This window comes from Streptomyces sp. 7-21 (assembly GCF_016741785.1).
In the GTDB taxonomy this organism is placed as follows: domain Bacteria; phylum Actinomycetota; class Actinomycetes; order Streptomycetales; family Streptomycetaceae; genus Streptomyces.
In genome coordinates this window covers 179,367-200,464 of sequence record NZ_JAERRL010000003.1, presented here as the reverse complement: position 1 = coordinate 200,464, position 21,098 = coordinate 179,367, and the positions used below count along the sequence as shown (strand labels likewise).

Below are 21,098 nucleotides of genomic sequence, written 5' to 3'. Positions count from 1 at the left end.
GGTTGATGGCAAGTCGGGCTCAACCGCTGGTGGCGTGGGCCTCGTTGAAGGCGTCGTACACGCGCTTGGGGATGCGCCCGCGGGCGGGCACGCCGAAGCCGTTGGACTCCGCCCAGGCACGCACGGCCTTCGGGTCGGGCGCCACCGCCGTGTGGTGGAAGGCCTTGCCTGACCGGGACCGCTTGCGTCCCGCCCGGACGTAGGGAGCGAGCGCCGTGCGCAGCTTCTTCGCGTTCTCCGAGCTGAGGTCGATCTCGTAGGTCTTCCCGTCGAGTCCGAACGCAACCGTTTCCGCCGCTTCGCCGCCGTCAAGGTCGTCGAAGAGGGTCACCACTACACGCTGTGCCACGGATATAGGTCCTTTCGAGAGCATTGCTGCTGCCGCGCGTCCACGGGGCTGACGTGCGGCGATGCCATCGCTCCCACCGGTCGGGATGTCGTTCTTTTATTTGTACTGCCCACAGCACGTGAATGGGAAGCGGCGAATTCCCGCTCGCCACTGACGCCGTACTGGGGACTTTACTTTTATCCGGTCGACGGGTGGAGGGGGTTTGGGTCCCGAGACCCTAACGTGACCCGCGCCACCTTCCCGATTCCTCCATCCCTTCTTCATCTACTCGAGTAGATTTTCGTGCCAGGTAGGCTGATGCCGCGGCCGCAAGGAGCCGTAAACACCGGCATCAGCACCATCACCAGCAGGAGTACCCGTGGCTCGCGTCGTCGTCGAGGTCATGCTCAAACCGGAGATCCTCGACCCCCAGGGCCAGGCGGTGCAGCGCGCACTGCCCCGGCTCGGCTTCGAGGGCGTGACGGACGTCCGCCAGGGCAAGCGGTTCGAACTCGAGCTGGACGGCCCCGCCGACGAGGCCGCGCTCGCCCGCGTCCGGGACATGGCCGAGACCTTCCTGGCCAACACCGTGATCGAGGACTACACGGTCCGCGTCGAGGACGCCGGGGACACCCCGGACCTCGCCGCCGCCGCGCCGGCCGGGGAGACCGCGCAGTGAGCGCGCGGGTAGGGGTCGTCACCTTCCCCGGCTCCCTCGACGACCGGGACGCGCAGCGCGCGGTGCGGCTGGCCGGCGCCGAGCCGGTGCCGCTGTGGCACCGCGACCGGGACCTCAAGCAGGTCGACGCGGTCATACTCCCCGGTGGCTTCTCCTACGGCGACTACCTGCGGTGCGGCGCCATCGCCCGGTTCTCGCCCGTGATGGAGACCGTCATCGACCAGGCCCGCGCCGGCATGCCGGTCCTCGGCATCTGCAACGGCTTCCAGGTGCTGTGCGAATCGCACCTGCTGCCCGGCGCGCTGACCCGCAACGACCACCTGCACTTCATCTGCCGCGACCAGCGGCTGCGGGTCGAGCGGACCGCGACCCCCTGGACGTCGGACTACACCGAGGGCCAGGAGATCACCGTCCCGCTCAAAAACGGCGAGGGCGGTTACGTCGCCGACGAGCGCACCCTTGACGCCCTGGAGGCCGAGGGCCGCGTCGTCTTCCGCTACCTCGGCCGCAACCCCAACGGTTCGCGCCGCGACATCGCGGGCGTCTGCAACGAGGCGGGCAACGTCGTCGGCCTCATGCCCCACCCCGAGCACGCCGTCGAGCCGCTCACCGGCCCCACCACCGACGGCCTCGGCTTCTTCACCTCGGTCGCCTCCTCGGTCATGCGAAAGCTGGTTTCCTGATGTCCGCCCCGCGCCACACGCGGCCCGGCCCCGACACCGTGGAACGTGCCGCCGCCACCCCCGACACCCCGCAGCCCTGGGCCGAACTCGGCCTGAAGGAGGACGAGTACCGCCGCATCCGCGAGATACTCGGCCGCCGCCCCACCGGCGCCGAGCTGGCCATGTACTCGGTGATGTGGTCCGAGCACTGCTCCTACAAGTCCAGCAAGGTCCACCTGCGGCAGTTCGGTGAGAAGGCCCCGCACTCGGACGCGCTGCTCGTCGGCATCGGCGAGCAGGCGGGCGTGGTGGACGTCGGCCAGGGCTACGCCGTCACGTTCAAGATCGAGTCGCACAACCACCCCTCGTACGTGGAGCCGTACCAGGGCGCGGCCACCGGCGTCGGCGGCATCGTCCGCGACATCCTCGCCATGGGCGCCCGCCCGGTCGCCGTCATGGACCCGCTGCGCTTCGGCGCCGCCGACCACCCCGACACCCGCCGCGTGCTGCCGGGCGTCGTGGCGGGCATCGGCGGCTACGGCAACTGCCTGGGCCTGCCGAACATCGGCGGCGAGGTCGTCTTCGACCCGTGCTACCAGGGCAACCCGCTGGTCAACGCCCTGTGCGTGGGCGTGATGCGGCACGAGGACATCCACCGGGCGACGGCCTCCGGCCCGGGCAACAAGGTCATCCTCTACGGCGCCAGGACCGGCGGCGACGGCATCGGCGGCGCCTCCATCCTCGCCTCCGAGACCTTCGACGACGCCAAGCCCTCCAAGCGGCCCGCCGTGCAGGTCGGTGACCCGTTCCAGGAGAAGCTGCTCATCGAGTGCACGCTGGAGGCGTTCCGCGAGGGCCTGGTCGTCGGCATCCAGGACCTCGGCGCCGCCGGGCTGTCGTGCGCCACCTCCGAGCTGGCCTCGGCGGGCACGGGCGGCATGCGCGTCGACCTTGAGGCCGTGCCGCTGCGGGACTCCTCGCTGACGCCCGAGGAGATCCTGATGAGCGAGTCGCAGGAGCGCATGTGCGCGGTCGTCGCGCCGGAGCACGTGGACCGCTTCCTGGCGCTGTGCGAGAAGTGGGACGTGATCGCCACGGTCATCGGCGAGGTCACCGACGGCGACCGCCTGGAGATCTACTGGCACGGCGAGCAGATCGTCAGCGTGCCGCCGCGCACCGTCGCCCACGAGGGGCCGGTGCTGGAGCGCCCGTACGCCCGCCCCGCCTGGCAGGACGACCTCCAGGCCGACGACGCGGCCCGGCTGCCGCGCCCGGCCAGCGGCGAGGAGCTGCGCGCCCAGGCACTGGCGCTGATCTCCTCGCCCAACCAGGCCGCGAAGTCGTGGATCACCGACCAGTACGACCGGTACGTGCTGGGGAACACCGTCCTCGCCTTCCCGGAGGACGCCGGCGTGATCCGGGTGGACGAGGAGACCGGCCTCGGCGTGGCCCTCGCCACGGACGGCAACGGCCGGTACGCCAAGCTCGACCCGTACGCCGGGGCCCAGCTCGCGCTCGCCGAGGCCTACCGCAACGTGGCCGCCACGGGCGCCAGGCCGCTGGCGGTCACCGACTGCCTCAACTTCGGCTCGCCCGAGGACCCGGCCGTCATGTGGCAGTTCGCCGAGGCCACGCGCGGTCTCGCCGACGCCTGCCAGGTCCTGGGCACGCCGGTGACCGGCGGCAACGTCTCGCTGTACAACCAGACCGGCGACGCCGCTATCCACCCGACACCGGTCGTGGGCGTGCTCGGCGTGATCGACGACGTGGCGCGGCGCACGCCGATGGCGTTCCGCGAGGAGGGGCAGCTGCTGTACCTGCTCGGCGATACCGCCGAGGAGTTCGGCGGCTCCGCCTGGTCCCAGGTGGTGCACGGGCACCTCGGCGGCCTGCCGCCGCGGGTGGACCTCGAACGCGAGCGGCTGCTCGCCGAGGTGCTGATCAACGCCTCGCGCGACGGCATGATCGACGCCGCGCACGACCTGTCGGACGGCGGGCTCATCCAGGCGGTCGCCGAGTCCTGCCTGCGCGGCGGCCAGGGCGCCAGGCTGGTGGTGCCGGACGGGCTGGACGCCTTCACCTTCCTGTTCTCGGAGTCGGCGGGACGGGCCGTGGTGGCGGTGCCGCGCAGCGAGGAGGTCCGGTTCACGGACATGTGCCGCGTGCGCGGGCTGCCCGCGACCCGGATCGGCGTCGTGGACGGCACCGCCCTCGAGGTCCAGGGCCAGTTCTCGCTGCCGCTGGAGCAGATCAGGGCCGCGCACGAGAACACGCTGCCAGCGCTCTTCGGCTGACGGGACCCCGCCGCGACAAGCGGCCGCGCGCCACCGCGCAGAAAAGGGGGGACCCCTTGCCGGCGCCCGGGGTTCCGGCCCGGGCGCCGGCCGGCTTCACGGGGCCGCGGTCCGAAGGGCTTCGGCCTTGGGACCGGGAGAAGCCGGGGTCCCGCGGGCCCGGGGGAGGGTCTTCCCGGTGTCACACCGGTGTCCGCCCCCGGACGTCACCGGCCGGGCCCCTCCCCGGCCGGCGTCGCCGGCCCGTCCCGCAGCCGCCCGGCTGCCCGGGACGTCCGCGCTGCCGCGCCGGCGGGGCAGCCGGCTATCTCTGGTAGAGCCCGACCGTCGTTCCGCTGGCGAGCTGCCGCTCGTCCACCGCCTGGTGCACCTCGTCGGCCGTGGCCCGGTCCGGCAGGTCCACGTGCTCCGGCAGCGCGTAGAGCCGGAAGCAGTACCGGTGCGGGGTGTCGCCGGGCGGCGGCAGGGGACCGCCCCAGCCGCGCTCGCCGAAGCCGTTGGTATGTGCGTCACCGTGGGCCGGCAGCTGCCCAGGGTCCACGCCGTGGCTGGCCGGATCGATGTCCGTCACCAGCCAGTGCAGGAACCGCCCCGAGGGCGCGTCCGGGTCCTCGCACATCAGCACCAGCTCCGCCGTGCCCTCCGGCACGTGGTCCCAGCGCAGCGGCGGCGAGACGTTCTCGCCGTCCCGGGCGTAGTGGCGCGGGATCGGCGAGTAGTCGGTGAATGCCTCACTGCGGAGGTTGATTCCAGCCATGGCTCCCGCGTACCCGCCGGACTCGGGGCGATTCACTCACCGGCGTGAGATGGCCGTGGTACCTGTCCCCCGATTGGTTCACACGTCGTAAGCTCCGTGACATGTCTGGTGCCGTCCGGCGCAAGCCTCGCGCCTACCCTCCCGACCGGGTCCGTGACGCACTGCTGGGACAGGTGGAATCCGTGCGACTGGCCGCCCGCCAGCTGGACGACGAGCGGCTGGCCGCCCCGTCGGGGCTGCCCGGCTGGGACGTGCGCACGCTCCTGGCCCACCTCGCCGGGCAGATCGACGCGCTGCCCCGGCTGCTGGCCGAGCCGCCGCCCGCGGCCACGCGCCCGGAGACGGACCTCAACCGCTGGACCGTCTCGGTCGCCTCGCTCGCCGACAAGACCGACGCCAGGGCGCGGAGCGACGCGGCTGCCACCGCGGACCAGGCCGCGGCGATCGACGCGGCCGCCGAGGAGCTGGAAGCCGTGCTGGAGACGGCGGTGCGCGAGGACGTGCTGCTGCCGCACGACTTGGGCGCCATGCGGGCGCTGGACTTCACCGTCACCCGGGTCGTGGAGCTGGTGGTGCACAGCGACGACCTCACCAGGGCGACCGGCGTGCCGGTGCGGCTGCACCGCCAGGCGATGGCGGCGACGGCGCGGGTGCTGGCGGACGCGCTGGCCGCGAAGGCGCCGGGGGCGTCGACCGAGGTACGGGTGCCGCCCTTCGTCGCCGTGCAGTGCCTGCCGGGGCCCCGGCATACCCGGGGGACGCCGCCGAACGTCGTCGAGACCGACCCGGTGACCTGGATGCGGCTGGCGACGGGCCGCCTGAGCTGGGAAAAGGCCGTCGCCAGCGGGCGCCTGAAGGCCAGCGGGGAGCGCGCCGCCGCCCTCGCCGCCGAGCTGCCGCTCCTGGGCTGAGGCGGGCGGATGGGGTCTGTCTCACAGTCCAAGAGGGTCTCGCTGGGATCCCCGCCTGGCCTAAACTCGTGGTGTGCCACGTGGTGATGAAGGACGACACAGCCACGACCGTGATCCGCTCAGCGATTGTGTGAGCGGCCTCCCCGAGCAGGGCCCCCGGGACGCGTGCGGGGTCTTCGGCGTCTGGGCGCCGGGCGAGGAGGTCGCGAAGCTCACCTTTTTCGGTCTCTACGCGTTGCAGCACCGCGGCCAGGAGTCCGCGGGCATCGCGGTGAGCGATGGCTCGAAGATCCTGGTCTTCAAGGACATGGGCCTGGTCTCGCAGGTCTTCGACGAGACGTCGCTGACCTCGCTGACGGGGCACATCGCCGTCGGCCACGCCCGCTACTCCACGACCGGCGCTCCCACCTGGGAGAACGCCCAGCCGACGTTCCGTGCCACCGGCCATGGCTCCATCGCCCTGGGGCACAACGGCAACCTGGTGAACACCGCGGAGCTCGCCGAGCTCGCCGCCGCCCTGCCGGGGCAGGGCCGGTCCGCGCGCCGCCAGGCCACCAACGACACCGACCTCGTCACCGCCCTCCTCGCGGGCCAGCGGGACGAGAACGGCAACCCCCTGACCGTCGCCGAGGCCGCGCCGAAGGTGCTGCCGCTGGTCAAGGGCGCCTACAGCTTCGTGTTCATGGACGAGGACACGCTCTACGCGGCGCGTGACCCGCAGGGCATCAGGCCGCTGGTGCTCGGCCGCCTGGAGCGCGGCTGGGTCGTGGCCTCCGAGACGGCCGCGCTGGACATCGTCGGCGCCTCCGTGGTCCGCGAGGTCGAGCCGGGCGAGATGATCTCCATCGACGAGGGCGGGCTGCGCTCCACACGGTTCGCGGAAGCGAAGCCGCGGGGCTGTGTCTTCGAGCACGTGTACCTCGCGCGCCCGGACTCCGACATCTCGGGGCGGAACGTCTACCTCTCCCGGGTGGAGATGGGCCGGCGCCTGGCGGCCGAGGCTCCGGCCGACGCCGATCTGGTGATATCCACGCCGGAGTCCGGGACGCCGGCCGCGATCGGCTACGCCGAGGCCAGCGGCATCCCGTACGGCTCCGGTCTGGTGAAGAACTCCTACGTGGGCCGCACGTTCATCCAGCCGAGCCAGACCATCCGGCAGCTGGGAATCCGGCTGAAGCTGAATCCGCTGAAAGAGGTCATCCGGGGCAAGCGGCTCGTCGTCGTGGACGACTCGATCGTCCGGGGCAACACCCAGCGCGCGCTGGTCCGGATGCTCCGCGAGGCGGGCGCCGCCGAGGTGCACGTCCGCATCAGCTCCCCGCCGATCAAGTGGCCCTGCTTCCTCGGCATCGACTTCGCCACCCGCGCGGAGCTGATCGCCAACGGCCTGGCCGTGGACGAGATCGCCGCCTCGATCGGCGCCGACTCCCTGGCGTACATATCCCTGGACGCCATGGTCGAGGCCACCACCCTCCCCAAAGCGGACCTGTGCCGGGCCTGCTTCGACGGCGACTATCCGATCGACCTGCCCGAGCCGGAGCGCCTCGGCAAGGACCTGCTGGAGCAGCCCTCAGGCGGCCCCGGGCAGACCGCCGGCGGGGCCGCTGGTGAGACCGCCGGTGAGGCCGCGGCATCGCCGCGGACCCGGCTTCCCCTGCTGACCGGCCCCGGCGCCGCCGACGCGCTGCGGCGTCCCTGACGAGGGCACGCACCCGCGGCCGCGGTGAGCCCTGTGACGAGAGAGACACTATGACCAACGACACGCCCGGCGCCTCCTACGCCGCTGCGGGGGTGGACATCGCCGCCGGCGACACCGCCGTCGAGCTGATGAAGAAGTGGGTGGCCACGGCGCAGCGCCCCGAAAGCATCGGTGGCCTCGGCGGCTTCGCCGGCCTGTTCGACGCGTCCGCGCTGACCCGGTACCGCCGCCCGCTGCTGGCCTCGGCCACCGACGGCGTCGGCACGAAGCTGGCCGTGGCCCAGCGCATGGACACGCACGACACGATCGGCCGTGACCTGGTCGCCATGGTCGTGGACGATCTGGTGGTCTGCGGCGCCGAGCCGCTGTTCATGACGGACTACGTCTGCGTCGGCAAGGTCGATCCGGAGCGGGTCGCCGCCATCGTCAAGGGCATCGCGGAGGGCTGCGCGCTGGCGGGCTGCGCGCTGGTGGGCGGCGAGACCGCCGAGCACCCCGGCCTGCTGGGCCCGGACGAGTACGACGTGGCGGGCGCGGCCACCGGCGTGGTCGAGGCGGACCGGCTGCTGGGGCCCGACCGGGTCCGGGCCGGTGACACGGTGCTCGCGCTGGCCTCCTCGGGCCTGCACTCCAACGGGTACTCCCTGGTGCGGCACGTCTTCCGGCACTTCACGGCCGAAGGCGGCTGGACGCTGGAGCGGCACGTGCCGGAGCTGGGCAGGACGCTGGGCGAGGAGCTGCTGGAGCCCACCCGCATCTACGCCCTCGACTGCCTGGATCTGGCGGCGCGCTGCGAGGTGCACGCCTTTGCGCACGTCACGGGCGGCGGGCTCGCCGGCAACCTGGCGCGGGTGATCCCGGACGGCCTGACGGCCGTGGTCGACCGCTCGACCTGGACGCCCGCGCCGGTGTTCTCGCTGGTCGGCGAGGTCGGCGGGGTGGCGCGCGACGAGCTGGAGCGCACGTTCAACATGGGCGTCGGCATGGTGGCCGTCGTCCCGGCCGGCGCGGCGGACGCCGCGCTCGCCGTCCTGTCGGAACGGGGAGTGCCGGCCTGGGCCGCCGGTGAGATCCGGCCGCGGGCTCAGGGCGGCGCGCCGGTCGAGACGCACGGTGACTATGGAGGCTGACCACAGCACGAAGCCCGGTCCGGCAGGGGCCGGACCGGGTCAGTGCTTGCGGGAGTTAGCCTCGCGCGCTCGGGGCAGGGCGGCTCAGGCGCCGCCTCGCCGTTTGGAGGACGCATCCGAGGACGGTTCGTCGTCCTCATCCTCCTCGTTGTACAGCTCCGCGTACCGTGCGTACAGGTCGTCGTCCAGCTCGTCGCCGTCCTCGAACCGCTCGCCGTTCGACGGCCGGTCCGGCGTCGATGCACCCAGCTCTTCGGCCAGGCGGGAGAGGTCCGTCCTGCCGCTGTTGTACTTCAGCTGGCGGGCGACCTTCGTCTGCTTGGCCTTGGCCCGGCCGCGCCCCATTGGCTCGACCCCCTCAACGACGGGGCGCAACGGCCCCGGAGTGTTGACATCGTTCACATGATTGAGAGCGGACTCTCAGGTGAGAATCCGGTCCATCGGGCTTCAACCGTACCTGCTTCCGCGTGCCTGCGGTACGCCGTCCACATCACCCGGACCCGTCGACGGCGGCTCGATGGTCCTCTCCGTGCTGGTCGCTGTCGATTTTACCTTCTTTCCCCGCACGACTCGCGCCGGGCTTGGCCTACGCCGTCGTGGCGGCGGCCATCCGCTGCTCCGCGATGCGGTCAGCGGCGGCTGCCGGGGGGATGCCCTCCGCGGCCGCGCGCTGGAAGATCTCCAGCGTGGTGTCGAAGATCTTCGCCGTTTTTTCCTTCGCACGTGCAAAGTCGAAGCCCTGGAGCTCGTCGGCGACCTGGATGACGCCGCCGGAGTTCACGACGTAGTCGGGGGCGTAGAGGATGCCGCGGTGGTCGAGGTCCTTCTCGACGCCGGGGTGGTGGAGCTGGTTGTTGGCGGCGCCGCAGACGATGCCGGCGGTCAGCGCGGGCACGGTGGCGTCGTTGAGCGCCCCGCCGAGGGCGCAGGGCGAGTAGATGTCCAGCCCTTCGGTGCGGATCAGCGCGTCCGTGTCGGGCACGGCGGTGACGCCGGGGTGCGCCTGGAGCACGCGCCGCACCGCCGCCTCGCGCACGTCGGTGACGATGACCCGCGCCCCCGCCTCGACCAGGTGTCCCACCAGCAGGTGGCCGACCTTGCCGACGCCGGCCACGCCCACCGTGCGGCCCTCGAGCGAGGGATCTCCCCAGCGGTAGGCGGCGCAGGCCCGCATGCCCTGGAACACGCCGTAGGCGGTCAGGACCGACGAGTCGCCCGCCCCGCCGTGCTCCGGCGAGCGGCCGGTCGTCCAGGGGCACTCGCGGGCGATGACGTCCATGTCCGGCACGTAGGTGCCCACGTCGCACGCCGTGACGTAGCGGCCGCCGAGCGAGGCCACCAGGCGGCCGTAGGCGAGCAGCAGGCGCTCGGTCTTGATCTCCTCGGGATCGCCGATGATCACCGCCTTGCCTCCGCCGTGCGGCAGGGAGGCCATGGCGTTCTTGTAGCTCATGCCCCGGGCGAGGTTGAGGGCGTCGCGGAAGGCCGCCTCCTCGGCGGAGGCGGCGTGCGGGTAGGCGTGGAACCGGGTGCCGCCGAGGGCGGGACCCAGGGCGGTCGAGTGGATGGCGATCACGGCCTTCAGGCCGGTCTCCCGGTCCTGCCCGAGCACGACCTGCTCGTGGCCCCCCTGGTCGGCCGGGTCGGATTGGAACAGGGTCTCCAGCACGCTGGCGGTACGTACGTCATCGGTCACGGTGGTGACTCCTGCGTGGCGATAGCGGCGGCGCCCTCCCATGGGTGGGGAGGGCGATGGTGAGATGAGGGTACGGCGGTGCGGACCGGCTGTGTGTTCCGGGTTGGTCACACTGCCGCCACTACAGGGTTCCGCCCCGTCGCCCACGGATGCCACCCACCGGCCAGGACAACCCCGTACTGCCGGGACTACTGCCAGGACCGTCCACGACACAGCAGGGAGGGCCGCGTGCCGCACGTGCCGTACGCCGCGTTTCTCAGGGTCTACGAGCCGCTCGCGGCCTTTCCCGAGCCCGAGCGGGCCTACTGGGCCGAGTACGCCCAGCGCGAGGCGCTGCCGGACGTGCAGGACGAGCTGCGGCAGGCCCTCTCGGGGCTGCTGGCTATCCCGCCGCGGGCGGCGCCGCGGCACGAGAGCGGGGACGCGTACGTGGCGCGGGTGGACGGCGTCGTGTGCGTGTGCCCGTGGCGGCTGCGGCTGCGGGCCTGGCAGGCGATGGGTGAGGTGGGGCACTGGCTGATGCCGCAGCCGGTGGTGGACGCCGCGATGCCGCCGGCGGCGCGGCGCTCGGCGGCGGACGAGTACCGCCGGTGGCGGGTGCGGAATCCGGACGCCAGGCCGTGGATCAGGTCGGCGCTGTGGCACGTGCCGGTGCGGTGGTTCGTGCTCTTCGGCGAGGAGGACCGCTGCTTCCGCCCGGCCGGGGAGTCCGGTCAGCGGGTGCCCAGCCTGCGGTACCGGACGCCGATGGTGCAGGCGCGGCGGCGGGTGGCGCGGGGGCTGCGGACGGTGCGGGAGTCGATGCCGCAGGGACCGCTGGCGGAGGCGCTCACGGACGTGGGCCGGTGGCTTGAGGAGTTCCATCCTCGTTCACTTGTCGAACTGGACTACGGCGGATTGGTTTATACGATCTCCGAAGAGCAGTTGGCGGCCGACCGTTCGGTGGCTCAGGTGACCGAGGCGCTGGCCGCGCTCGCCAAGGGCGACCTGGAGCGGGCGAGCCAGCTGTACGAGGAGCTCACCGATCGCTGGATGACGGTCCGCGAGCGCCAGTTCGCCAACTGAACGGCGGCCGGCTGGCGGTGCGGGGACCATCGTCCGGGACGAAAGTCCCTTAAGCGTGACGTAAGGCACATCTGCGGGAGTCTTGCCTCCAAGCAGTATCCTCGTGTCAAAATAGGACAAGGAGCCCGGACCGGCTCCATCTATCCGCGACAGGGCGGATAGGTCGGTATTGCGGCTCGTCGGCGGGGCTGCTGACGGCCCGTCATGAAGTGACGGATCGTCACGGACGGGTAACTGTCCGCTATGGCATAGTCCATCGGCTTCCGTCGAGGTTGAACACCTGAGAGGGCAATTCCATCGGTTTGGCCGACCCGGCTGGACGGATGGTGTAGTTGTAGTGCCGAGGACAAGCCGTTCGTCCTATAACCGACTCGGCCCGCGTCTGCCATTTCGGGCAACGCGGGTCAAGGTGCAGAATTTAGAGGAAAGAACCGTGATGGTTCGGTTCTCCCGAGGAGGCCGCTCATGACCGCTCGCACCCCTGATGCTGAGCCGCTGCTGACCCCGGCTGAGGTTGCCACCATGTTCCGCGTCGACCCGAAAACGGTCACACGCTGGGCAAAGGCGGGCAAGCTCACCTCGATCCGCACGCTCGGCGGGCACCGCCGTTACCGCGAAGCGGAGGTGCGCGCGCTTCTCGCGGGCATCCCGCAGCAGCGTGGCGAGGCCTGAGCAACACCGCACAACCCAGGCTCCGGAGCCCCCACTCCGGTCCGCTTGGTCTCAAGATCGCGCCGGACTCCGCCGGGTCCGGCGCGATCTTTGTGTCCGCGCGAGGGCCCCGCGGTGGCCTCGGAACGGCCGTGCAATTGCACATATTAAATGGGGGCGTATCGCTGCGGGGTCGTACGGCCTCAGCCCGCAGTCGAGTTGAGTGACTCCCGTCACACCTCGTCCCTCTTGTCCCGGAGGTCGGGCATGAGGTATTAGCGCACACAAGAAACCCGGACCCCTTCGGTTCGGCATCGAATCGATGAGGTCCGGGCTACGGCCGCGGTCCTGACGGGATTTGAACCCGCGGCCTCCACCTTGACAGGGTGGCGAGCACTCCAAGCTGCTCCACAGGACCATGTCGCGAACGGGACTCTACCCCAGCCGCGCCGCAGGTAGCTAATCGCCCTGGACGCGACGCCCTCCCGGCGGCAGAGCCCCGGCCGCTCACCCGGCGTGCGCCGGCGCCAGCGCGTCCACGGCCTTCATGATCCGCTTGTCGGACACGGGGTACGCGGTGCCCAGGGCGTGCGCGAAGTAGCTCACCCGCAGCTCCTCGATCATCCAGCGCACCTCGGTGACCTCCGGCGGCAGCGGCTCGCCCGGCGGGAACTGCTCACGCAGCCACTCGTACTCGTCGCGCATCTGCCGCACCTTCGCCGTCCGCGCCCGGTCGCGCTCGGCGTGCTGCGGCAGCTGCTGGAGGCGGCGGTCCACCGCCCGCAGGTACCGCAGCAGGTCCGGCAGGCGCCGCGCCCCGTGCTCGGTGACGAACCCCGGGCGGATCAGCTCGTCCAGCTGCTGCCGCACATCCGCCACCGAGTCGCGCAGCGAGGCCCCGCGCAGGCCCGCCAGGCGCCGCTCGCACGCCTGCCAGGCGGCCAGCACCTCCCGGGCCTGCCGCAGCGTCCGCATGGTCGCGTCCACGATGTCGCCGCGCACCGCCTCGCGCAGCCGCGTAAAGGCCGCCTCATCCCACGCGGGCCCGCCGTGCGCCGCGACCAGCCGGTCGGCCGCCGCCGTCACACAGTCGTCCAGCAGCGCCCGCACGCCCCCGTGCGGCGTGCTTGCCAGCGTCAGCTTCGCGGCGTTGTCCAGCCGGTCCTGGGCGAACTTCGCCGGGTCCACGGGCAGGGTGAGCAGCAGCAGCCGCCGCGTGCCGCGTGCCATGGCCTGACGCTGCGCCGCCTCGCTGTCGAACAGCCGCACCGCCACCGTGGCGCCCTCGTCCGCCAGCGCCGGGTACGCCTTGACCGGCTGCCCGCCGCGCCGGGTCTCCACCACGCGCGGCAGCGTCCCGATCGTCCACGACGTGAGCCCTTCACGCAGCCACGGCGCCGCGGGCTCCGCCGCCGCGCCGCCGCCCGGCCGCCCGGCGGGCTCGCCGCCGCGCCGCTGCCGTCCCGGCTTCCCGGCCCCGGAGAACGCCCGGCTGACGGCCGCCCGCGCCTGCGTGCGCAGCGCACGCTTCAGCGCGGCCAGGTCCTTGTCTTCGCCCAGCGTCTTGCGGCGCTCGTCCACCACCCGGAAGGTGATCTTCAGGTGGTCCGGCACCCGGTCCGGGTCGAAGTCCTCCGCCGTGATCCGCTGCCCGGTCAGCCGTGTCAGCTCCCGCGCCAGCGCCGCCCGCAGCGGTTCGCCGCCCGCGCCGGTCTCCCGGTCCGCCGCCGGCGTCGCCAGGAAGCGCCGGGCGAAGTCCGGGGCGGGCACGCAGTGGCGCCGCAGCGGCTTGGGCAGCGAGCGGATCAGCTCCGTCACCAGCTGCTCGCGCAGGCCGGGGATCTGCCAGTCGAACCCCTCCGGCTCAAGCTGGCTGAGCACCTGCACCGGCACGTGGACGGTCACGCCGTCGGCGTCCGCGCCCGGCTCGAACTGGTAGGTCACGCGCAGCGACAGGCCGCCCTGGCGCCAGACGTCCGGGTAGTCGGCCTTGGTGACGTCCGCTGCCCGCTCGTTGATCAGCATCGACTTCTCGAAGCTGAGCAGGTCGGGGTCCTCGCGCTGCTTCTTCTTCCACCAGGCGTCGAAGTGCGCCCCGGAGACGACGTGGTCGGGGATGCGCTGGTCGTAGAAGTCGTACAGCGTCTCGTCGTCCACGAGGATGTCGCGCCGCCGCGCCCGGTGCTCCAGCTCCTCGACCTCCGCCAGCAGGCGGCGGTTCTCGTGGAAGAAGCGGTGCCGGGTGCGCCAGTCGCCCTCCACCAGGGCGTGCCGCAGGAACAGGTCACGGGAGGTCTCCGGGTCGATCCGCCCGTAGTTGACCTTCCGCTGCGCCACGATGGGCACGCCGTACAGCGTCACCCGCTCGTACGCCATCACGGCGGCCTGCTTCTGCTCCCAGTGCGGCTCGCTGTAGGTCCGCTTCACCAGGTGCCCCGCGAGCGGCTCGATCCACTCCGGCTCGATCCTGGCGTTGATCCGCGCCCACAGCCGGGAGGTCTCCACCAGCTCCGCCGACATCACCCAGCGCGGCGGGCGCTTGAACAGGGCGGAGCCGGGGAAGACGGCGAACTTCGCGTTCCTGGCGCCCAGATACTCGTTCTTGTCGGTGTCCTTCAGCCCGATGTGCGACAGCAGCCCGGCGAGCAGCGACTGGTGGATCAGCCGGGGATCGGCGGGCGGGTCGCCCTCCTCGCGCTCCCGGACGGTCACGCCCAGGCTCCGGCCGATGGCGCGCAGCTGGGCGTAGATGTCCTGCCACTCCCGTATCCGCAGGTAGTTGAGGAACTCCGCGCGGCACATCCGGCGGAACGCCGAGGAGGACAGGGCCCGCTGCCGCTCGCGCACGTACTCCCACAGGTTGAGGAACGCCAGGAAGTCCGACTCCTCGGCCGGGCCCTCGCGGAACCGCTGGTGCTTGGCGTCCGCCTGCTGCTGCTTGTCCGCCGGCCGCTCGCGCGGGTCCTGGATCGACAGCGCGGCGGCGATCACCATCACGTCCCGGGCACAGCCGTTGCGCTCGCCCTCCAGCACCATGCGCGCCAGCCGCGGGTCCACCGGCAGCTGCGCCAGCTTCCGGCCCAGCGGCGTGAGCCGGGAGCCCGCCAGTGCCCCCAGCTCCTCGAGCAGCTGCACGCCCGCGCGGATGGAGCGGTGGTCCGGCGGGTCGATGAACGGGAACCGCTCGATGTCGCCGAGCCCGGCGGCGTTCATCTGGAGGATGACGGACGCCAGGTTGGTCCGCAGGATCTCGGCGTCGGTGAACTCCGGCCGGGACAGGAAGTCCTCCTCGGAGTACAGCCGCACGCAGATGCCGTCGCTGGTGCGGCCGCAGCGGCCCTTGCGCTGGTTGGCGCTGGCCTGCGAGATGGGCTCGATCGGCAGCCGCTGCACCTTCGTGCGGTGGCTGTAGCGGGAGATGCGGGCCGTGCCGGGGTCGATCACGTACTTGATGCCCGGCACCGTCAGGGACGTCTCCGCCACGTTCGTCGCCAGCACGATGCGGCGGCCGCTGTGCGGCTGGAAGACGCGCTGCTGCTCGGCGTGCGACAGCCGCGCGTACAGCGGCAGCACCTCGGTGTGGGGCAGCTTCTTCTTCTCCAGCGCCTCGGCGGTGTCGCGGATCTCCCGTTCACCCGAGAGGAAGACGAGGATGTCGCCGGGCGGCTCGCGGCGCAGCTCGTCCACGGCGTCGCAGATCGCCGTGATCTGGTCGGTCTCGCCGTCGCCGTCCGCGTCGCCCTCGCCGATCGGCCGGTACCTGACCTCGACGGGGTAGGTGCGGCCCGAGACCTCGATGATCGGGGCCTCGCGGCCCTCGCGGTCGGCGAAGTGGCGGGCGAAGCGCTCCGGGTCGATCGTCGCCGAGGTGATGATCACCTTCAGGTCGGGGCGGCGCGGCAGCAGCTGGGCGAGGTAGCCGAGCAGGAAGTCGATGTTCAGGCTGCGTTCGTGGGCCTCGTCGATGATGAGGGTGTCGTACGCGCGCAGCTCCCGGTCGTGCTGGATCTCCGCCAGCAGGATGCCGTCGGTCATCAGCTTCACCAGCGTGTCGTCGCTGGACTGGTCGGTGAAGCGGACCTTGTAGCCGACGGCCTCGCCCAGCGGCGTCTTCAGCTCGTCGGCGACGCGCTGCGCCACGGTGCGCGCGGCGATCCGGCGCGGCTGGGTGTGGCCGATCAGGCCGCGCACGCCGCGGCCCAGCTCCAGGCAGATCTTGGGCAGCTGCGTGGTCTTCCCGGAGCCGGTCTCGCCCGCGACGATGACGACCTGGTGGTCGCGGACGGCCGCCAGGATCTCGTCCTTCTTCTGGCTGACTGGCAGCTGCTCCGGATACGTGATCGCGGGAACGGCGGCCCGCCGCAGCGCCACGCGCTCCTCGGCGGCGTCGATGGCGGCGGCGATCTCGGCGAGCACGGCCTGCCGCGCCTCGCCCGCGCGCACGCGGCGCACCCCGTCGAGCCGCCGCCGCAGCCGCCGCTCGTCGCGGAGCATCAGCTGGGGCAGGCGCTCGGCCAGGGCGCGCGGTGACAGCGGTGCGGAGGGCGGTGAGGCTGGTGGGGAGGCGTGTGTAGACATACGCACCCAAGGGTCTCACTCCGCTTCCCCGGCGGCGAACCCTTATCCGGGGGCAGACGGGGCACCGATCGGTGCGGTACGTGGGTGATATGTGCGTTTATGCCTGGTTTGCGGGGGCGGGCGGCCTAGGCTGAGCCGGGTGAGCCCTGCGGAGCGCTGGCGGAGATTCCGCGTCTCGCCGTTCTTCCCCGCGGCGGTGCTGGTGCTGCTCCCCGCCGCCTCGGCGGGGCTCTTCGCGGGCTCCTCCGCGTACGCCATGGCCGATCCTGCGCCGCGCCTCCCTTAACCTCCCCTTCCTGTCCACAGGCTGTGGACGCCGTCGAGATGCCGTTCGCGGAGTCCTGGCTGATCCTGGCGGTGACGATGTTCGCCTCCGGCATGGTGTTCACGATGTGCAGCGCCCAGGCGGGGCGCTGGGCACTTCTTCCCCCGTGGGGGCTGATGGTGATGACCGGCAACCCCTCCCCGGGCGGGGCGGTGCCGTGGCCGCTGCTGCCGTCGCCGCTGGGCGCCACCGGGCGGTGGGTACCGCCCGGGGCCCCGGTCAACGGGCAGCACACGGCCGTTCATTTCCGCGATCACCAGCACGCGCGGCGGGCCGTGGCTACGTGCGCGGTGTGCTGGGCGCGGCGCCCGGGCGGCAGATAGGCGGGCCGGCGTGTGGCAGACGGTCGCGGACGACCTGCGGCGGCGCATCGCGGACGGCGAGTGGCCGCCGGGCCGGGCGCTGCCGCCGCCGCAGGAGCTGCGGCGCCGCTACGCCGCCGAGGGGCCGGGGGCGCTGCGGCAGGCGCTGGCGGTGCTCGTCGCCGAGGGCCTGATCGCGGTCCATCCCGGGCAGGGACCGTACGTCCGGTCGCCGCGGCGGCGGATCCGCCGGGAGTGCGGCAGCCACCAGTGGGAGAAGGACCGCGCGCGGGCGTCCGACGAGATCCGGCGCGGCACCGGCGCCACCGAACGCCAGACCGGGCTGGCCGTCACCGACCTGGTGTTCAGCATCGACTACGCCGAGCGGCGGGCCAGCGGGGAGCTGGCGGCGGCGTTCGGCGTCGCCCCGGGCACGCCGCTGGTCGAGCGGGTCTACCGCACCCGCTGCGCCACCGAGCCGGTGCCGATGTCGCTGGTCCGCTCGTACCTGGTGCGCGAGCACGTCGCCGCCAACCCGGACCTGCTCAGCCCGGCGTGCGAGCCGTGGCCGGGCGGCACCCAGGCCCAGCTGCTGACGGTCGGCATCGAGCTGGACCGCGTCGTCGAGCGCGTCACCGGGGCGCGGCCGCCGACGCGGGAGGAGGCGGCGCTGCTGGGGATGGGGCCGGGGATGGCGGTGCTCCTGCTCCGCAAGACGTGCGTGGACACGGCCGGGCGGGTGGTGGAGGTCGCCGACGTGACCCTCCCCGGCGACCGGGCGGAGTTCGTGTGCACGACCCGGCTGGCCCGCTGGTAGCGGCCCGGCCGGCCCGTCTCACCCGTCAGGCGGCGGCGGGCGTGCCGCTGGCGGGCCGGCGCGGTACACGTGGGGGATGGAGCTACCCGAGGCAGAGGCGCGGCGGCGGCTCGCCGGGGCACGGGTGGCGCGGCTGGCGACGGCCGGCGCCGCGGGCGTGCCGCACCTGGTGCCCGTCACCTTCGCCGTCCGCGGCGGGCTGCTGGCCACCGCCGTCGACGGCAAGCCCAAGCGCCACGACGGTCTGCGGCGGCTGCGGAACGCCGAGGAGAACGCGCGGGTGTGCGTGCTGGCCGACGCCTATGAGGAGGACTGGTCCCGGCTGTGGTGGGTGCGCGCTGACTGCCTGGCGGCCGTCGCGCGCGGGGACGCCCGCCGCGCCCCGCTGGCCTGGCTCGCCGCCAAGTACCCGCAGTACCGCGAGCGGCCCCCGGCTGGGCCGGTGCTCGTCCTCACCGTGACCCGCTGCACCGGCTGGTCGGCGCAGCGCTGAGCCGCCGCGCGGCTCACCCTTAAGGGGGCGGCGGCTGCCGGGTGCGAGCTGGGTGGCTGAGCCGAAGACTGCCTCGTGCTGCCTCGTGCCGCTGCTGCCGGGCACGGCTGTCACAGGCACACGTGCACAGGCAGACGTTCACAGGCACACGTCAACGCCCTCTCCACGGCTGCGGAGAGGGCGTTCGCTGGTGGCTGGGGCCGGGGTCGAACCGGCGACCTTCCGCTTTTCAGGCGGACGCTCGTACCAACTGAGCTACCCAGCCGGAGCGGTCCTGACGGGATTTGAACCCGCGGCCTCCACCTTGACAGGGTGGCGAGCACTCCAAACTGCTCCACAGGACCTTGCATGCGCGAGGACTAGTCTCGCACAGGAAGTCGCGTGTCCCCAACGGGAGTCCGGTGGTGTGCTGGCGTGCGCGCCACCGGGTTGAGGTCGCCCAGGCAGCCTACCACGCCGCGGGACCGCGGTCGGCCGGTCCCACCTGCGCGAACCTTCCCCTCCTAGGCGAAAGGGTGCTACGGTCCGGCGCGACCATGCCGGGATGACCACCCGCATACCCGAACGAGGGACACGGCGGTGCTTGCACAAGACACGACCGACGAGTGGACACAGACCCTGGACGCGGGGCCGCTGCTGGCGATCGCAGGTCTCGCGATCGCCGCGCTCCTCTTCCTCATCATCCGCCTGAAGGTGCACGCCTTCCTGGCGCTGGTCGTGATCAGCCTGCTGACCGCCTTTGCGACCGGCATCCCCGCCGACATGGTGGTCCCGACCATGACCGACGGCTTCGGCACGACGCTCGGCAGCGTCGCGCTCCTCGTCGGCCTCGGCGCGATGCTCGGCCGGCTGCTGGAGGTCAGCGGCGGCGCACAGTCGCTGACCGACGCGCTCATCGCGCGGTTCGGTGAGGACCGGGCGCCGCTGGCGCTCGGCGTCGCCTCGCTGCTCTTCGGCTTCCCGATCTTCTTCGACGCGGGCCTGGTCGTCATGCTGCCGGTGATCTTCGCCGTCGCCCGCCGCCTCGGCGGCGGCCTGCTGCGGTACGGCCTCCCGGCGGCCGGCGCCTTCTCGACGATCCACATCTTCTCCCCGCCGCATCCCGGCCCGGTGGCCGCGACTGAGCTGCTCGGCGCCGACGTCGGCCTCGTCACGGCGGTGGCCATCGTCTGCTCGGTGCCGATCTGGTTCGTGACCAGCCACCTGTACGGCCTGTGGATCGGCAAGCGGATCGTGCTGCCCGTGCCGTCGCTGCTCAGCGGCGGTGAGCCCGCCGAGAAGATGGCCGCCCCGCCCCGCGCCTCGACCGTGGTGTGGCTGCTGCTCCTGCCGCTGGTGCTGATCTTCGCCAACACCGGGCTGGACGCCGCCCGTGCCGCCGGGTGGGTCGACGGCGAGGCCGGGTGGTACAGCCTGGCGCAGGCCCTGGGCTCGACGCCGGTCGCGCTGCTCATCGCCGTGTTCGCCGCCTCCTACGTGCTCGGCACCCGGCGCGGCCGCGGCCAGGAGATGCTCGAGAAGACCATCGACTCGGCGCTCGCCCCGGTCTGCGCGATCATCCTGATCACCGGCGCGGGCGGCATGTTCGGCGGCGTGCTGCGCGCCAGCGGCATCGGCGACGCGCTGGCCGAGGCCCTGGAGGACCTGGGCCTGCCGGTGATCGTCGCCGGGTTCATCATCGCCGTGGTGCTGCGAATAGCCCAGGGCTCGGCCACCGTCGCGCTCACCGCCGCCGCCGGGATCGTGCAGCCGGTGGTGGAGGCGGGCGACTACAACGCCCTCCAGCTCGCCGCTCTGGTCCTGGCGCTGGGCGGCGGGTCCGTCGTGGCCAGCCACGTCAACGACTCCGGCTTCTGGCTCGTCGGCCGCTTCTTCGAGATGGACGTCAAGACCACGTTCAAGACCTGGACGGTCGTGGAGACCACCATCGGCCTGTCCGGCTTCACCCTCGCCTGCCTCCTGTACGCCATCGCCTGACACCGGCTGGCACCGGCTGGCACCGTCCGGAGGCGCCCCGCCCCCCGGCACACGGCCCTGGCGGGACGGGGCGGTACGGAGGGAGGTATGAAAGAGGGATGCCGCGCATCCCCGCCACCGGGACCGGCTCCCCCGCCGTGCCCGCGCCCCCGGGAGAGGAACCCCCGGCCACGCTGCTGCCCGCGCCCCCCGGCGGCCCCCGGTCGGTGACGCACCAGCGGGCGGCGCGCCGCCTCCTGGCGCTCCTGGACGACGCCGCCCGCGAGGCCGGCGCGGAGGTCGAGGCGCTGCCCGCCGTCGCCGTGCGCCTGCCGGACGGATTCGCCGTGCCCGATCTGGTGGTGGCGGACGCCGCTGCCGTGCGCCGGGCGGCTGCCGGTGCCGGTGCGGCGCTCGACGCCCGCGACGTCCGCGTCGCCGTCGAGATCGTCTCCCCGGACACGCGCGTCGCCGACCACACCGTGCGGCCCGCGCTCTACGCGGCCGCCGGCATCCCGCAGCTGTGGCAGCTGGAACTCGCCCCGCTGCCGCTCTTCCGCGCCGGGCGGCTGCGCCGCGGCGTCTACGAGGAGACCGCCGCGGCGCTGGGCGGGTTCGCCGTGCGCGTCGAGGAGCCGTTCCCCGCCGCGATCGATCCCGGGGTCCTCACCCGCTCCCGGTGACCGGCCGCCCGCGCGGACCAGGCGCCAGGGGACGGGGGAGGCCGCGGTGGCGGCTGCGCCAGGTGCTTTTAA

At 72.7% G+C, this 21,098-nt stretch carries 18 protein-coding genes, 3 tRNA genes and 1 pseudogene; 14 read left to right on the top strand and 8 right to left on the bottom strand.

Features of this window, described 5'->3' with window-relative positions; all coding sequences use genetic code 11:
• Positions 1-19 precede the first annotated feature (19 nt).
• Positions 20-349, bottom strand: a complete 330-nt coding sequence (locus JK356_RS04760) for an Lsr2 family protein (protein ID WP_201866255.1) — start codon at positions 347-349, stop codon at positions 20-22.
• Between the two features lie 358 nt (positions 350-707).
• Here JK356_RS04760 and purS point away from each other — a divergent pair, with 358 nt between their 5' ends.
• Genes purS through purL form a run of 3 tightly spaced genes read left to right on the top strand, consistent with a single transcriptional unit; the run spans position 708 to position 3,963 of the window.
• A complete protein-coding gene (gene purS / locus JK356_RS04755; RefSeq protein WP_201866254.1) occupies positions 708-1,007 on the top strand; it encodes a phosphoribosylformylglycinamidine synthase subunit PurS in 300 nt (99 codons plus the stop codon).
• Positions 1,004-1,690, top strand: coding sequence for a phosphoribosylformylglycinamidine synthase subunit PurQ (purQ, locus tag JK356_RS04750; protein ID WP_201866253.1), 687 nt, complete (start codon positions 1,004-1,006; stop codon positions 1,688-1,690). The genes purS and purQ overlap by 4 nt, the downstream gene beginning before the upstream one ends.
• Entirely contained in the window at positions 1,690-3,963 is a 2,274-nt protein-coding gene (purL, locus tag JK356_RS04745; protein WP_201866252.1) for a phosphoribosylformylglycinamidine synthase subunit PurL, read from the top strand. The genes purQ and purL overlap by 1 nt, the downstream gene beginning before the upstream one ends.
• A 304-nt stretch (positions 3,964-4,267) precedes the next feature.
• On the opposite strand, the gene JK356_RS04740 is transcribed toward purL, so the two are convergent.
• Complete coding sequence (locus tag JK356_RS04740) at positions 4,268-4,720, bottom strand: YbhB/YbcL family Raf kinase inhibitor-like protein (protein ID WP_201866251.1); 453 nt, start codon at positions 4,718-4,720, stop codon at positions 4,268-4,270.
• Between the two features lie 101 nt (positions 4,721-4,821).
• On the opposite strand from JK356_RS04740, the gene JK356_RS04735 reads away from it, so the two are divergent.
• The 3 genes from JK356_RS04735 (at position 4,822) to purM (ending at position 8,460) form a co-directional block, all read left to right on the top strand.
• Positions 4,822-5,631, top strand: coding sequence for a maleylpyruvate isomerase family mycothiol-dependent enzyme (locus tag JK356_RS04735; RefSeq protein ID WP_201866250.1), 810 nt, complete (start codon positions 4,822-4,824; stop codon positions 5,629-5,631).
• A gap of 73 nt (positions 5,632-5,704) precedes the next feature.
• Entirely contained in the window at positions 5,705-7,330 is a 1,626-nt protein-coding gene (gene purF / locus JK356_RS04730) for an amidophosphoribosyltransferase (protein ID WP_374100607.1), read from the top strand.
• A 50-nt stretch (positions 7,331-7,380) separates the two neighbouring features.
• Positions 7,381-8,460 (top strand): phosphoribosylformylglycinamidine cyclo-ligase, encoded by a 1,080-nt coding sequence (gene purM, locus JK356_RS04725; protein WP_201866248.1) that lies wholly within the window; start codon positions 7,381-7,383, stop codon positions 8,458-8,460.
• An 84-nt stretch (positions 8,461-8,544) separates the two neighbouring features.
• On the opposite strand, the gene JK356_RS04720 is transcribed toward purM, so the two are convergent.
• Together JK356_RS04720 and JK356_RS04715 are read right to left on the bottom strand one after the other, a co-directional pair.
• Positions 8,545-8,805, bottom strand: coding sequence for a DUF3073 domain-containing protein (locus tag JK356_RS04720; RefSeq protein ID WP_201866247.1), 261 nt, complete (start codon positions 8,803-8,805; stop codon positions 8,545-8,547).
• Positions 8,806-9,046: 241 nt separating this feature from the next.
• Positions 9,047-10,198 carry a Glu/Leu/Phe/Val dehydrogenase gene (locus tag JK356_RS04715; protein ID WP_201866246.1) on the bottom strand — a complete coding sequence of 384 codons (1,152 nt, stop codon included), beginning with the start codon at positions 10,196-10,198 and terminating at the stop codon, positions 9,047-9,049.
• A 186-nt stretch (positions 10,199-10,384) separates the two neighbouring features.
• Here JK356_RS04715 and JK356_RS04710 point away from each other — a divergent pair, with 186 nt between their 5' ends.
• Together JK356_RS04710 and bldC are read left to right on the top strand one after the other, a co-directional pair.
• Positions 10,385-11,221 (top strand): hypothetical protein, encoded by an 837-nt coding sequence (locus JK356_RS04710; protein WP_201866245.1) that lies wholly within the window; start codon positions 10,385-10,387, stop codon positions 11,219-11,221.
• Positions 11,222-11,686: 465 nt separating this feature from the next.
• Positions 11,687-11,893, top strand: coding sequence for a developmental transcriptional regulator BldC (gene bldC / locus JK356_RS04705; protein ID WP_019431930.1), 207 nt, complete (start codon positions 11,687-11,689; stop codon positions 11,891-11,893).
• Between the two features lie 322 nt (positions 11,894-12,215).
• On the opposite strand, the gene JK356_RS04700 is transcribed toward bldC, so the two are convergent.
• Together JK356_RS04700 and hrpA are read right to left on the bottom strand one after the other, a co-directional pair.
• Positions 12,216-12,290, bottom strand: a tRNA-Asp gene (locus JK356_RS04700).
• Positions 12,291-12,379: 89 nt separating this feature from the next.
• A complete protein-coding gene (gene hrpA / locus JK356_RS04695) occupies positions 12,380-16,450 on the bottom strand; it encodes an ATP-dependent RNA helicase HrpA (RefSeq protein ID WP_201866244.1) in 4,071 nt (1,356 codons plus the stop codon).
• A gap of 139 nt (positions 16,451-16,589) precedes the next feature.
• Between hrpA and JK356_RS04690 the strand changes: the two genes are divergently transcribed.
• The 4 genes and pseudogenes from JK356_RS04690 to JK356_RS04675 all read left to right on the top strand — a co-directional run bounded on the left by JK356_RS04690 (position 16,590) and on the right by JK356_RS04675 (position 18,387).
• Entirely contained in the window at positions 16,590-16,736 is a 147-nt protein-coding gene (locus JK356_RS04690) for a hypothetical protein (protein WP_201866243.1), read from the top strand.
• Between the two features lie 29 nt (positions 16,737-16,765).
• A pseudogene (locus tag JK356_RS04685) lies at positions 16,766-17,098 on the top strand (ABC transporter permease); the annotation flags it as partial.
• A gap of 10 nt (positions 17,099-17,108) precedes the next feature.
• Complete coding sequence (locus JK356_RS04680) at positions 17,109-17,894, top strand: GntR family transcriptional regulator (protein ID WP_201866242.1); 786 nt, start codon at positions 17,109-17,111, stop codon at positions 17,892-17,894.
• A 76-nt stretch (positions 17,895-17,970) separates the two neighbouring features.
• Positions 17,971-18,387 carry a TIGR03668 family PPOX class F420-dependent oxidoreductase gene (locus JK356_RS04675; protein WP_201866241.1) on the top strand — a complete coding sequence of 139 codons (417 nt, stop codon included), beginning with the start codon at positions 17,971-17,973 and terminating at the stop codon, positions 18,385-18,387.
• Between the two features lie 188 nt (positions 18,388-18,575).
• On the opposite strand, the gene JK356_RS04670 is transcribed toward JK356_RS04675, so the two are convergent.
• Positions 18,576-18,652, bottom strand: a tRNA-Phe gene (locus tag JK356_RS04670).
• A gap of 4 nt (positions 18,653-18,656) precedes the next feature.
• Positions 18,657-18,731 (bottom strand) — tRNA-Asp (locus JK356_RS04665).
• A gap of 235 nt (positions 18,732-18,966) precedes the next feature.
• Here JK356_RS04665 and JK356_RS04660 point away from each other — a divergent pair.
• Positions 18,967-20,364 (top strand): GntP family permease, encoded by a 1,398-nt coding sequence (locus tag JK356_RS04660; protein WP_307815406.1) that lies wholly within the window; start codon positions 18,967-18,969, stop codon positions 20,362-20,364.
• Between the two features lie 98 nt (positions 20,365-20,462).
• Entirely contained in the window at positions 20,463-21,026 is a 564-nt protein-coding gene (locus JK356_RS04655; protein WP_201866240.1) for a Uma2 family endonuclease, read from the top strand.
• Positions 21,027-21,098: the final 72 nt, after the last annotated feature.

Bases quoted from the DNA above. Each gene is read 5' to 3' on its own strand.
- purL (WP_201866252.1), top strand. From the start codon at position 1,690: ATGTCCGCCCCGCGCCACACGCGGCCCGGCCCCGACACCGTGGAACGT.
- JK356_RS04740 (WP_201866251.1), bottom strand. From the start codon at position 4,720: ATGGCTGGAATCAACCTCCGCAGTGAGGCATTCACCGACTACTCGCCG.
- JK356_RS04735 (WP_201866250.1), top strand. From the start codon at position 4,822: ATGTCTGGTGCCGTCCGGCGCAAGCCTCGCGCCTACCCTCCCGACCGG.
- purM (WP_201866248.1), top strand. From the start codon at position 7,381: ATGACCAACGACACGCCCGGCGCCTCCTACGCCGCTGCGGGGGTGGAC.
- JK356_RS04720 (WP_201866247.1), bottom strand. From the start codon at position 8,805: ATGGGGCGCGGCCGGGCCAAGGCCAAGCAGACGAAGGTCGCCCGCCAG.
- JK356_RS04715 (WP_201866246.1), bottom strand. From the start codon at position 10,198: ATGGGAGGGCGCCGCCGCTATCGCCACGCAGGAGTCACCACCGTGACC.
- bldC (WP_019431930.1), top strand. From the start codon at position 11,687: ATGACCGCTCGCACCCCTGATGCTGAGCCGCTGCTGACCCCGGCTGAG.
- hrpA (WP_201866244.1), bottom strand. From the start codon at position 16,450: ATGTCTACACACGCCTCCCCACCAGCCTCACCGCCCTCCGCACCGCTG.
- JK356_RS04675 (WP_201866241.1), top strand. From the start codon at position 17,971: ATGGAGCTACCCGAGGCAGAGGCGCGGCGGCGGCTCGCCGGGGCACGG.
- JK356_RS04655 (WP_201866240.1), top strand. From the start codon at position 20,463: ATGCCGCGCATCCCCGCCACCGGGACCGGCTCCCCCGCCGTGCCCGCG.